This window comes from Herbaspirillum robiniae (assembly GCF_002213415.1).
GTDB lineage: Bacteria > Pseudomonadota > Gammaproteobacteria > Burkholderiales > Burkholderiaceae_D > Herbaspirillum > Herbaspirillum robiniae.
In genome coordinates, this window is the sequence record NZ_NJGU01000006.1 from 231,384 (window position 1) to 244,700 (window position 13,317).

Below are 13,317 nucleotides of genomic sequence, written 5' to 3' on the forward strand. Positions count from 1 at the left end.
AAGTAAGCGCCCAAGGGCGTCAGGAGGCATTCGATGTCGGAAACACGAATCTACAAGGAATTCAGGATCGAAATCACAGTATCTGCAGTCGGTGGAAATTTTAGAACGTTCACCTGCATCGAACGTTGTCGCCCAAGACAGACGCCGTCGATCAGCGGGGTGTGCGACGAACGCATTGACTGGACTGCCCAAGAGGCTCATGTGGCGCTTGAGCGAGCGTTCGAGCGCGCCAGGAAGGACGTGGATCACCTGGTATCTGGCGGCGCCTTTTCGAGAATCTAGGTGGCTATCTTGTTCGTAGGAGAGACACATCGTAACCGCATCGACTAGCGCTTCGGAAGAAGAACTGCCCTTACGCGCTGAACTGTTCAGCGCGCAGCAGATGGAGCACCATGGCCAAGTTCTGGCCAGAGCTCACGCCGTCAGTTCGGAACAACATGCCGATCGGCTGCTGTCGCGATTATCGGAAAACCAAGGCGTGATAGTCTCCACCTGCGCCCTGCTCACCGACGCCATCAAGCAGGGCCGGCAGGTGACGCCTGCGTCGGAATGGTTGTTGGATAATTATTACCTCATCGAAGAGCAGATTCGCACCGCCAAACGCCATCTTCCCAAGCATTACAGCAAAGCCCTGCCGCAGCTCAAAAATGGGCATCGGGATGGCATACCACGGGTCTACGATATTGCGCTCGAGACCATCGCGCACGGCGACGGCCGGGTCGACCCCGAAAGTCTCAGTCGCTTCGTCGCCTCCTACCAGAAGGTCACCACGCTCAACCTCGGCGAGCTCTGGGCCATTCCCATCATGCTGCGCTTGGCGTTAATAGAGAATCTCAGACGCGTGGCGGCTCGCCTGGCAGCTAGCCACCACCATAGCAGTTTGGCACGTCGGTGGGCCGACACTATGCTGGAAGTGGCCGAACAGGCTCCCGAAGACCTGATCCTGGTGGTTGCGGACATGGCACGCTCAGAGCCATCGTTAGACAGCGCCTTCCTGGCCGAACTGGTGCGACGCCTTCAGGCTCGCAACGCCACGCTGGCGCTGGCGCTGCCGTTGACTTGGCTGTCGCAACGCCTGGCCGCGGGAGGCGACAGCATTGAAACCCTGATCCAACGGGAAGGACAGCGTCAAGCGTCTGATCAGGTCTCGATCAGCAACACAATCGGCTCACTACGTCTGCTTAGCAGCACCGACTGGCACGAATTTGTCGAGACGATGAGCGAGGTGGAACATAGCCTGCGCCAGGATCCAGCCAACGTCTACGCACGAATGGATTTTGCAACGCGTGATCGCTATCGCCATGCCGTGGAAAAGATTGCGCGCGACGGCTGGTTAACGGAAAGCGCCGTAGCCGACCGGGCACTGGGGCTGGCCCGTCATGCCAGCGGGCAGGCCGGAGCCGCCCACCGCAGCGCACACGTAGGTTACTACCTGATCGGCGCCGGCCGCTACCGTCTGGAGGAAGCTGCAGGAATGCGCCGCTCTTGGCGCGATTGCGTCCACCGTACCTGGGTGGCGCATGCCCTGTCGCTATACCTTGGTAGCCTGCTGGCGCTGGGCTTGCTTATCGAATGGCTCCTTCTGGCCGTGGCCGCGCGTGGCGGTGCGCAAGCTTGGCCCGCACTAGGAATAACACTGTTCGCCTTGTTAGCGCTGTTGCCGGTGAGCCAGTTGGCGCAATCGCTAGTGAACTGGGTCGCGTCGCTCTTAGTCACACCAGTCCTATTACCACGCATGGATCTGGCCACCGGCATTCCACCCGAGCTGGCCACGCTGGCCGTGGTTCCTTGCCTGATGCAGACGCCATCCGGCGTCGAGGAACTGGTGGATGCATTGGAAGTTCGTTTTTTGGCAAACCAGGAGCGCCATCTGCGGTTCTGCCTGCTGACCGACCACACTGATGCACAAGGCGAACGTGGGGATGCCGATGCTTGGCTGACGCTGGCAGCGACGCAACATGTGGAGCGGCTCAACCGCAAGTATCCACGCGCCGACGGCGACTACTTCCTGTTGTTGCATCGCCCTCGGTTGTGGAACTCCGGCGAAAGCGCCTGGATGGGGTACGAACGCAAGCGTGGCAAGCTGGAGGCACTCAACGCGTTGCTAACCGGTGCCACCGAAGGCGCTGGTGCATTCTCGCTGGTGGTCGGCGACATCCAAGGGCTAGCCAACATCCGCTACGTTATCACCCTAGACGCCGATACCGCGCTGCCGCGCGACGCCGCGCGGCTAATGGTGGCCACCATGGCCCATCCGCTGAACCGGCCGGTGCATGATGCATCTCGCAACGTCATCGTCGAAGGTTACGGGATGCTGCAGCCACGCATCGCCGTCAGCGCGCCAAGCGCCCAAGCCTCGCGCTATGAACTGCTGTACGGCGGCGACATTGGTATCGATCCCTACACGCGGGCCGTCTCAGATTTGTATCAAGACCTGTTCGGCGAGGGTTCTTTCATCGGAAAGGGCATTTACGACGTACGTGCCTTCGAGCAGGTCATGCGCCATCGCATGCCAGAACGACGCATTCTCAGCCACGATCTGCTGGAAGGATGCTACGTACGCTGTGGGCTGGTCAGCGATATTCAGCTCAACGAACACTATCCGGCTCGCTATCGCACCGATGCCAGCCGCCGTCATCGTTGGATACGGGGCGACTGGCAAATCGCGGCGTGGTTGATGCCGACAGTGCCGACGGCGGATACTGGGCCGGGCCCGCCGAGCAAGGAAATCCGACAGAGCAATCCACTCTCTGCGCTGTCGCGCTGGAAGCTGTTCGACAACCTGCGCCGAAGCTTGGTGGCGCCGGCGCTGACCGTGGTGTCGATCATCGGATGGATGTTCCTCTCCAATGCATGGTCTTGGACCTTGTGCGTGCTGGCGTTGATGTTTACCCCTGCGCTGTGCGCGCTGCTTTTGAGCCTGATCAGCGTCGCTCCTGATACTCGGCTGCGCCAGCATATATGGGCCTCAGCACGGGCCGCATTGACCCAGATCACGCAGGTCGCGCTGGCTGTCGCCCTGCTGCCGTATGAGGCTTGGCTGCATGTGGACGCGATCGTGCGCACGCAGTGGCGCCTGCATCTTTCGCACGTCCGCCTGCTCGCTTGGCGCAGCTCGGATGACGTGGACAGGCACGCCGATGGTCACCTCCGCGCGGCATATCGCCAGATGTGGCCCGGTCCGACCCTGGCACTCGTGACAGCGCTGTATCTCGATGCCATGCATCCGGCTGCGCTGATGGCAGCGGCGGCAGTGTTGATCTCATGGTGGCTGGCACCGTATGCTACTTGGCGCCTGAGCTGCCCCCTGCCGCGCGAGACCATGGAGCTCGGTACTGGCAGGAAGCACTATCTGGGTATGCTAGCGAGAAAGATTTGGCTGTTCTTTGAAGAACGGGTTGGGCCGGATGATCATTGGTTGCCTCCGGATAACCTCCAAGAACACCCCGTCGAAGTATTGGCGCGTCGCACTTCGCCAACCAACATCGGTATGAGCCTGATGGCCAACCTGAGCGCCTGTGATTTCGGCTACATTCCAGCCGGGCAACTCATCGAGCGCACGCGTCGGACTTTCGCAACCCTAGCCTTGCTGGACCGCCACCGGGGACATTTCTACAATTGGTACGATACCCGGAGCCTGCAGCCCTTGTCGCCGACTTACGTGTCTACGGTCGATAGCGGCAACCTGGCTGGCAACCTATTGACGTTGTCGCAGGGCCTTGAGGCACTGACGGACGCGCCGACCATGCATCCTCGCCAGTTCGCGGGACTGGCCGATGTGTGCGCCATTCTGGAGGAGTTGACCTGCGATACGGCGCTGCCACTGCCGGCTATGTTGCTGGCGAACATAGCCGACGCCTGCCGCGACGTGCCCGGCCACGCCAGCTCAAGCCACGATATGTTGTACCTGGTATGGCAACAGGCCGTCAGTTTCGACGATGCCTGGCGACGAGGCGAGTGTGGCGGCGCGGCGCTGCAGTCCGCATCGCCCGCCACGGTCGCCTCGTGCCAGGAGATACTCCGCTGGACAGGCGTCCTGGCACAACAGTGCCGCGCCACGTTGGACGAGCTCGAGGCGCTGGCCCCCTGGCTGCGAATGAAAAGCGAGCCGGGGCTACCCGACTGGCAATCGGATTTCTCTGAACTCGTCCCCATGCTAGAAACGCCCCTGAGTCTGCGTCATATCTCCCAGCTTGAGATTCTCACTCGCAAGCAGCTGGCGACAATCCTATCAGTGGCTGATGAAGAGCATGCACGGCAGGCGCGGGAACTGCAGGTGGCGATCACGGCAGCCAGCTCGCTAGCCGCGGCACGCATGTACGAGATCGCGACGCTGGTCCGGCAATGCAACGAATTCGCAAGCATAGAATACGGTTTCCTCTATGACCCGGCCACCCACCTGCTAGCAATCGGCTACAACGTCAATGAGCGCCGCCGCGACGCCGGTTTCTATGATTTGCTGGCCTCGGAGGCGCGCTTGGCGACCTTCGTCGGCATTGCCCAAGGAAAATTACCTCAGGACAGTTGGTTCGCGTTGGGACGCCAGCTCACTCTGGCCGGTGGCGAGCCTATCCTGCTTTCCTGGAGCGGCTCGATGTTCGAGTACTTGATGCCGCTGCTGATCATGCCCACATTCCGAGGCACCTTGCTAGACCAGACTTACCGTGCGGTCGTGGAGCGCCAGATCGATTACGGCATGGAATGCGGTGTGTACTGGGGCATGTCAGAGTCTGGCTACAACGCTCTCGACGCCAGCTTGAATTACCAGTATCGCAGCTTTGGCGTTCCCGGCCTTGGCTTGAAACGGGGCCTGGCGGACGATCTGGTGGTAGCGCCCTACGCGTCAATCATGGCGCTGATGATCGCGCCCGAGCGCGCTTGCACCAACCTGCTAGACATGAGGGACGCAGGCTTCGAGGGAACCTATGGCTTTTACGAAGCCATCGACTACACGCCATCACGCCTGGCACGTGGACAAAGCAAGACCATTGTGCGCTCCTTCATGGCGCATCACCAGGGGATGGCGCTGCTATCGCTGGCATACGTGCTGTTGGACCGGCCGATGCAGAAGCGCTTTGAGTTCATTCCCATATTCCAGGCGACGATGTCGCTGCTACACGAACGCATTCCCCGCGCCGGGTCCAGTTACTCGTCGGCCTCTGATCTAGCCGATGTGCGCTCAGCGCCGCACGACCAGACGCTGCCGATTCGCGTCATGCACCGCGGTGATCCTCGCGTGCCCGAGGTGCAGCTGCTCTCCAACGGACACTATCACCTGATGCTAACCAGTGCCGGCGGCAGTTATAGTCGTTGGAAGGATCTGGCCATCACGCGCTGGCGCGAGGACTGTACGCGTGATCATTGGGGGACCTTCTGCTATGTACGCGATCTGAGCGACGGCGCTTTCTGGTCAACTACAGCGCAACCAACGCGGATGGAACCTTCGTTCTACGAAGTCATCTTCTCCGAAGGACGCGCTGAATTCCGACGCCATGACAGGAACTTCGAGATGCATACCGAAGTGCTGGTCTCACCCGAGGATGATATCGAGTTGCGCCGTACGAAGATCGTGAACCATGCCACTGTCGCTCGCACCATAGAGCTCACTAGCTATGCCGAGGTAGTGCTGGCTCCAGCTGCCGCTGACGTGATGCATCAGGCCTTCAGCAACCTGTTCGTGCAAACGGAGATCGATATAACGCACAGCGCCATTCTGTGCACACGGCGAGCGCGATCACCCGAAGAAAGTGTGCCGTGGATGTTTCACCTGATGGCCGTGCATGGCACGATCATCGAAGAGACCTCTTATGAAACCGATCGGCTTGCCTTCCTCGGGCGAGCCAATACGCCGGTTTCTCCAGATGCGTTACGCCGCGCCGGCCCCTTGTCGGGTACGGCAGGCTCGGTACTTGATCCCATCATGGCAATTCGCCATCGCATTACGCTGGCTCCTGGCCAGCCGGTCACCATTGACATGGTGATCGGCGCGGCATCCACGCGGGACGCCTGCCTGGGGCTGGCTGAGAAATACCAGGACCGCCACTTAGGTACCCGAGTGGTCGAATTGGCCTGGACGCACAATCAAGTGGTGCTGCGCCAGCTCAATGCCAGCGAGGCCGACGCCCAGCTTTATGCGCGCTTGGCCAGTTCGGTGATCTACGCCAATTCGCTGTTACGGGCGGACGTCGCCATCCTGGCGCGCAACCAGCGTGGCCAGTCGGCACTGTGGAGCTATTCGATTTCGGGTGATCTCCCGATCGTACTGGTGCAAGTGGGCGACCTGGCCAATGTCGAACTGGTACGCCAACTAGTGCAAGCCCACGCCTACTGGCGCTCCAAGGGCCTGGCGGTGGATTTGGTGATATGGAACGAAGACCATGCCGGATACCGGCAAGTACTGCAAGACCAGATCCTAGGGCTGATTTCCTCGGTGACCGGAGCGCATGCCATTGATCGCCCGGGTGGTATTTTCGTGCGTCATCTCGACCAGATCTCGGACGAGGACAAGGCACTGTTCCAGTCCGTGGCGCGCATCATCCTAAGTGACCGCAACGGCTCGCTAGCCGAGCAGTTGAACCAACGCGAGCGGCCTGAGCCGCGGCTACCGCTGCTGACGGTCAGGTCGCCGCTTAGCTTCGACGCTGAAGACCGGGTGGACTCGTCCGATCCTGCAACTCCCTCCAATCATGTCGCCGCGGCACCTCTGTTCTGGAACGGCACTGGCGGTTTCAACATCGACGGCGACGAATACCATATCGTCACGGACCAAGTGCATCGTACCCCCGCGCCGTGGAGCAACGTCATCGCCAACGCTCACTTCGGCACTGTCATCTCCGAAAGCGGGCAGGCCTACAGTTGGAGTGACAATGCGCATGAATTCCGGCTCACACCTTGGAACAACGACCCGGTCAGCGACGGTGGCGGAGAGGCATTTTATCTACGCGATGAATACAACGGACGATGCTGGTCACCAGCCCCCTTCCCGAAGTGCGGTGAGGGTCAATACTTGACACGTCATGGCTTCGGCTACAGCGTATTTGAACACTATGAGGACGGCCTGACATCCGAACTGACCGTGTACGTGGCGTTGGATGCCGCTATCAAGTATTCGGTACTGCGCGTACGCAATGAGTCGGGCAGACAACGCCAGCTATCGGCGACCGGTTATGTCGAATGGGTATTGGGCGACTTGCGAGCCAAGACTGCGATGCACGTCACCACCGAGATTGACCCGGTAACGGGCGCCTTGTTCGCTCGCAATCATTACAACACCGAGTTTCCGCATCGACTGGCCTTCTTCGATGTCGATGCAGTAAAGTCTGTCAGCGCCGACAGGCAAGAATTCATCGGGCGAAACCGCGCGTTGGACGACCCAGCCGCTTTGAAGCGGCAACGATTGTCAGGCAAGAGCGGTGCCGGTCTCGATCCATGCGCGGCGCTGCAGGTAGCTTTTGAGTTGAATCCGGGCCAGGAGCGGGAATTGGTGTTTGTAATGGGTGCGGCAGACACGCGTGAGACCGATCCAGTGGCGCTGCTGACACGTCACCGGGGAAGTGCCGCCGCAGCTGAAGCATTGCAAGCGGTTCGGCGCTATTGGAAGCGCACGCTGGGTGCGATCCGCATCACCACGCCTGAGCCGGCGGTTGACTTGCTGGCCAATGGCTGGTTGCTCTACCAGACGCTGGCCTGTCGAATGTGGGCGCGCAGCGGCTTCTACCAATCCGGTGGCGCTTTTGGTTTTCGTGACCAATTGCAGGATGCCATGGCGCTGGTGCACTGTGAACCACAACTGCTGCGTTCGCACCTGTTGCTATGCGCAGGCCACCAGTTCCTGGAAGGCGACGTCCAGCACTGGTGGCATCCCCCCACCGGACGCGGCGTGCGAACCCATTGTTCCGACGACTATCTCTGGTTGCCGCTGGCGGTCTGCCGCTACATCGTCGTCACTGGCGACATCGGTGTACTGCAGGAAAGTGTGCCCTTCCTCGAAGGCCGGGCTCTGGGCGCAGATGAAGACTCCTACTACGACCTGCCGTTGCGCTCGACGCAATCCGGATCCCTGTACCAACACTGTGTGAGGGCGATACGGCACGGGCTGCGGTTCGGTGTGCACGGGTTGTCGTTGATGGGCTCCTGCGACTGGAACGACGGCATGGACAAGGTCGGCCATCAGGGGCGCGGCGAGAGCATCTGGCTCAGCTTTTTCTTCTACGAAGTGATGATGCGCTTTGCCGATGTGGCCACTACCTGTGGTGACGAGGAGTTTGCGATGCATTGTCGAGAGCAGGCAGAGTTGTTACACAGAAACATCGAGGCCAATGGTTGGGACGGCGAATGGTACCTGCGCGCCTATTTCGACGACGGTAGTCCGCTCGGTTCGGCCGCGAACGCTGAATGCAGTATCGATTCGATTTCTCAGAGCTGGTCGGTGCTCTCCGACGCCGGTATGCCAGGCAGGAGCCGGGCGGCGATGGATGCGGTCAGTCGCCGCCTAGTCCATGAGCAGCATGGCGTAGTTCAGTTGCTCGATCCACCGTTCGACCAATCCGATCAGAACCCCGGCTATATCCGCGGTTACGTGCCAGGTGTGCGCGAAAACGGCGGCCAATATACGCACGCTGCCATCTGGGCCGCCATGGCCTTTGCGCGGATGGGAGACGGTCGATCCGCATGGACCGTCATGCGCATGATCAATCCGTTGATGCACGCCTGCAATGCGGAGGAAGTCGACGTGTACAAGGTGGAACCCTATGTGATGGCGGCCGATGTCTATGCCGCCGCACCGCATGTAGGACGTGGCGGTTGGACCTGGTATACGGGATCGGCCGGCTGGATGTATCGACTGTTGATTGAATCTTTGCTTGGCCTTGAAGTTCTCGGCGAGGTGCTGAGCGTGCGGCCATGCCTGCCAGCGGAGTGGAGCAGTTATCGATTGGACTACCGTTATCACAGTACGCTCTATCGGTTGGCGATTGTGCAGCGGTCCATGGCAGAGCAGGACGTGGCGCAGGAAATGGAACAAACAGGGCCGGAACTAAGCTACCGCTACGTGGTGGACGGTGTCTTGCAAACCGCGCCCTCGATAAGATTAATCGACGACGGTCAAGTGCATCGCGTGGAGATCACGTTGCGCCGTTGATCGTGCCTCGTGTCCTGGAAAACAACGATTACGCCACCTTCGCCCACATTACAGGAGTTGCGCCTACATCAAGACCTTCAACGGCGGCGCATGATCCAGCATTACCTCAGCGTTGAACTGGCCGTCAGGCTGGAAGATGCAGGGGCCCCAAGCGCAACGGACATCACGGTCTGCCCGCCGACGCAACATTGACCGTGACTAGGAGTGCATATGTCTTATCCCGATCTTTCCGCCCATTCCCAAGGCCAGAGCGTAAATACAAACATCGACAAAAAATCGCACGCGGCCGATGGCGAATTGGGCAAGAAGCGAACGCGCCGACTGGAGTCGATCGCCAACTGGCCCAGCAGTAATCCGCCTATGCATGTATCTGGGAATCCTATCGTATCGGAGGATGTTCCCAAGAAGTCGGTAGAAGCGACGCTCGTCGCGGACATTGTGGAAACCGAGGGCAAATCTACCATGGAGCAGATCCGGCGTCGCCAGGCCGGTCAGCAAAGCGATGCCGGTACAGAACTGTATCGCGATGGCGACATCTTTCGCGGCCGGCCGCTGCTGACTCTTAAGAAAAAAGCCGATCAGAAGTTCTGATCACAAGTCTTCGCGCTTTTTCTTGCACATCGCGACGTAATCAGCCATGGCTGGAGGCAAGAGCGGCAGCGTTCATCATGTTCGCCGCGGCGCTGTTTTCATCTATCGATGCTTTGTAGACACTCATGCTCGAACTCGTATAAGTGTCTCCGAGAAAGCTTCAGAAGGCGCGCTACGGGGAAAGTATAAAAATATTCTCGTAATGTTCGATGGCGAACAGATGGAGGATGCCCGAAAAGGAGATGCTTCCTCCGGGAGGAAAAAAGTGAACGGCGGATGGCTTTCCATCCATCGTAAACACTGTTCATTCAAATAAGTGTGCCAATTCTGGGCATTCCCAAGGCGCCGACAAGAATCAAATCGTAGCAGATCGCTTTCCCCTATCGTTGCCACATTCACCTAGAGGTCACTCAATGAAAAACGTCATTTCAGGGGTATTCCTGTCCGTTTCCCTGATGCTGTCCAGCACCGCTGTCCATGCATCGACCGACATAAACCACACTTCCACTATCACTTTCAACGGGCCCAGCTCGTCGATTGGTGCTTCGTATGGAGCCGGCACCACAGGTAAGACCTTCACCGAGAATTTCACTTTCGAACAAGGTACCGTCTTCAACGTTTCTTCTGCGGTGATCTCGATCGCCTTGGACTCCATCTCGGGCCTCAACATCAGTAGCTTCACCCTGAGCGGAAACGGCGTGACCGCGACTGGCTCTATGACTTCCAGCTCGGGCCTGCAGACCTGGACGTTGAGAGCCTCCAATCTCACTGCCGGCCTGTACACCCTGTCAGCGATCGGCAAGGTCACGGGAACGAATGGCGGCAGCTTCGGCGGCAACATCAGCGTGGCAGCGGTTCCGGAGAATTCCACTGTGGCAATGATGCTGGCCGGGCTTGGCTTGGTCGGTTTCGCCGCAGCGCGCCGTCGTCGAAAATCGGCCATGCATGAGACAAACTCAAGCGGCCTCATGCCGGCATAAATGGCAAAACGGAAGAGTGTTGAAACTGCCCTTGCGGGCAGTTTTTTTATGCTGAACGCATTCATGCGTCCGGTATCGAACATAGGACAATTCCGAGTCCATCGCTGTTTCCCGATAGCTGCCTGATCTCCCTCTACCCAATTGGATTGCCGCATGTCTACTCCGGATTTTCCATTAAAGAACCACCTTCTGGCCGCGTTAGCGCCAGAGGTGCAGCAACGCCTGCTTCCTCAACTGGAATGGGTCTCCCTTCCGTTAGGAACGGTGCTCTACGAATCGGGCGATACGCTGCAACATGTCTATTTCCCGACTGACTCCATCGTGTCCCTGTTGTATGTAATGGAAGACGGTGCGTCGGCTGAGATTTCCGTGGTGGGGAATGACGGCTTCATTGGCATCGCCATCCTGATGGGAGGAGAAAGTACGCCCAGCAGAGCGATCGTGCAAAGTGGTGGTGGCGCCTATCGTCTTTCGGCCAGCCGCTTCAAAGAGGAATTCCATCGCGATACCGGCACGCTCCATCTGATGCTGCGATACAGCCAGGCGCTGTTGACGCAGATGGCGCAGACCGCTGTATGCAATCGCCATCATTCCATCGACCAGCAATTGTGCCGATGGCTTTTGTTGTCGTTGGATCGGCTATCCGGCAACCAGGTGACCATGACCCAAGAGCTCATCGCCAACATGTTGGGGGTGCGGCGTGAGGGGGTCACCGAGGCGGCCGGTAAGCTGCAGCGGCAAGGAGTGATCGAGTACAGCAGGGGGCGGCTAACGGTACTGAATCGGTCAAGACTGGAAGAACTGTGCTGCGAATGCTACGCGGTGGTCAGAAAGGAGACACGCCGTTTGTTGCCGCCGGCGCCATCCGGCAAATGATGGTCCTGCTACTTCGATCCAGCACATAAGTGTGGGGCTTGCCGACTGGCAGGAGCTCGGCAGTTCGACCCGGCGCCTTCGGTCGCCTGACGCACTGACTGCACGCAAAGTAACGGGCATGATCGGATTGAAGTGAGACGTTCGATCTGCCAGCGTGCCAATGGCCGGCAGATATCACTCGTCTTGAGCACGTTGCCGATTGCAGGAGTTCGGGCATGCACACCAGCCGCATCAAGTTCTTCAAAGGATTTCAGATCGAGGTCACGGTGACCAGTTTCGGTGTGCATTTTTACTCCTTCACCAACATACGACGGCTCACCAAGATTTCTGCGGCAGGTGGTGAATCCATTTTTTCAGAATGGATTGACCAGCGAGCAAGATCCTGCGCTATGGCCTTCCAAAATGCGTTCGAGCGCGCCCACACCGAGATAGAGAAGCACGAGATGCATGGGTAAGCTTGCAGGAATGTAGCTGGCAGAGGTCCGACGAAAAAGCGGATGATGTCTTCGCTGCCGGCTCGGCAATGTTGGGTAGCGAACAGAGTGCCGTCCGGCCTGGCGATAGAATGGGGGGTAATGGCTTAGTGCTTTCTTGAAGCTGGCCGGCCGCGAATCGAGAGGCAGTTTTTAATACAACCGCACTGACCTGTAGCGTCTTCATCAGTGATTTTGACGGCAACCTGATGGAAAAATTTGAACTACGTTTCGTCAAGACTCCAACCGCGTGGGAGAAATATCTGTTGATTGCAATCGGTAACCAACACGGGGATATCTACCGACTCATTGGAGTGTATTCGCAGGCGAATCTGGCCATCTTTCTCAAAGCGTTGCAGCGCCTGATCCTGTCGGGAGAGTCTAAAAATGGCGCACACGTGTGCGGGAAGTCCCACATGATCCTGTCGTGGCCGTTTTTCATGCCAGTTCGTGCAGGTGGGCACACGAGTGGCCGTGCGTCGACGCAGCGTGAGCGTGCTATAGCGTCTTCGTGTAGAGCTTCGTTTCGTCGAGGTAGCAAGAACACGCCTGCTTTTCCAGGTGCTTACGGTTAAGAATGGTCACGTGGCCGCGGCTGTATTCGATAATGCCATTGCTGCGTAACTGGTTGGCCGCAGCGGTGATGCCAACCCGGCGCACTCCCAGCAACGATGCCAGCGTTTCTTGAGTGATTGAGAATTCGAGGGCATTGGAGCGATCCTGACTCATTAGGAGCCACTTCGCGAGGCGCTCGGAGAGGGTATGGAATTTGATGCAGCGGCAGGTGTTATAGAGTTGCTCGATGACGATATTGATGTATCGATTCAGCGCCAGTTGTAGTCCCCTATTGTGGTGCAATTCCGTGCGGAAAACCGTGGTGGAAATACTCCATGCTTGGCCTGGATAGAGTACCGAGGCGTGAAAATCGGTGGACTTCAAGCCTAGCGCGAAGGGGATCCCGTACATGCCTTCACGACCGACCATGCCGACCTCGAAGTTCGGCGTCACATCTCCCAGCGAAAGGATGGAGATCAGTCCATTGATTGGGAAGTAAATCTGGTTAGCCCCGGACGTCGACAAGATCCGCCCGGTCTGAAGGTCAACCAAAGTACATTGCTTTAACAGATGTGACCGATCATTTTGGGATAGAGACGCGATAATATGGTTCTGGTCATTTTCCAATTCATCTCTCAGGTAATGGGAGCCAAAAACAGGCAGAGCGCAGGTCGTGCTGCCGTTTCAATGAATGGAGTATGAC

At 58.5% G+C, this 13,317-nt stretch carries 6 protein-coding genes; 5 read left to right on the forward strand and 1 reads right to left on the reverse strand.

Annotated elements, in window-relative coordinates:
• Positions 1–478 precede the first annotated feature (478 nt).
• The 5 genes from CEJ42_RS12625 to CEJ42_RS12645 all read left to right on the forward strand — a co-directional run bounded on the left by CEJ42_RS12625 (position 479) and on the right by CEJ42_RS12645 (position 12,041).
• Positions 479–9,139 carry a GH36-type glycosyl hydrolase domain-containing protein gene (locus CEJ42_RS12625; protein ID WP_243397854.1) on the forward strand — a complete coding sequence of 2,887 codons (8,661 nt, stop codon included), beginning with the start codon at positions 479–481 and terminating at the stop codon, positions 9,137–9,139.
• A 210-nt stretch (positions 9,140–9,349) separates the two neighbouring features.
• Complete coding sequence (locus CEJ42_RS24515) at positions 9,350–9,730, forward strand: hypothetical protein (RefSeq protein WP_129587711.1); 381 nt, start codon at positions 9,350–9,352, stop codon at positions 9,728–9,730.
• Positions 9,731–10,143: 413 nt separating this feature from the next.
• Positions 10,144–10,710 (forward strand): FxDxF family PEP-CTERM protein, encoded by a 567-nt coding sequence (locus CEJ42_RS12635; protein WP_088751298.1) that lies wholly within the window; start codon positions 10,144–10,146, stop codon positions 10,708–10,710.
• A gap of 153 nt (positions 10,711–10,863) precedes the next feature.
• Entirely contained in the window at positions 10,864–11,586 is a 723-nt protein-coding gene (locus CEJ42_RS12640; protein WP_088751299.1) for a Crp/Fnr family transcriptional regulator, read from the forward strand.
• A gap of 215 nt (positions 11,587–11,801) precedes the next feature.
• Entirely contained in the window at positions 11,802–12,041 is a 240-nt protein-coding gene (locus CEJ42_RS12645; protein WP_088751300.1) for a hypothetical protein, read from the forward strand.
• Positions 12,042–12,557: 516 nt separating this feature from the next.
• Here the strand turns inward: CEJ42_RS12645 and CEJ42_RS12650 are convergent.
• Positions 12,558–13,241, reverse strand: coding sequence for a Crp/Fnr family transcriptional regulator (locus tag CEJ42_RS12650; protein WP_129587712.1), 684 nt, complete (start codon positions 13,239–13,241; stop codon positions 12,558–12,560).
• Between the last annotated feature and the right edge of the window lie 76 nt (positions 13,242–13,317).

Coding starts and splice junctions, on each gene's coding strand:
- CEJ42_RS12640 (WP_088751299.1), top strand. CDS start 10,864: ATGTCTACTCCGGATTTTCCATTAAAGAACCACCTTCTGGCCGCGTTA.
- CEJ42_RS24515 (WP_129587711.1), top strand. CDS start 9,350: ATGTCTTATCCCGATCTTTCCGCCCATTCCCAAGGCCAGAGCGTAAAT.
- CEJ42_RS12645 (WP_088751300.1), top strand. CDS start 11,802: ATGCACACCAGCCGCATCAAGTTCTTCAAAGGATTTCAGATCGAGGTC.
- CEJ42_RS12635 (WP_088751298.1), top strand. CDS start 10,144: ATGAAAAACGTCATTTCAGGGGTATTCCTGTCCGTTTCCCTGATGCTG.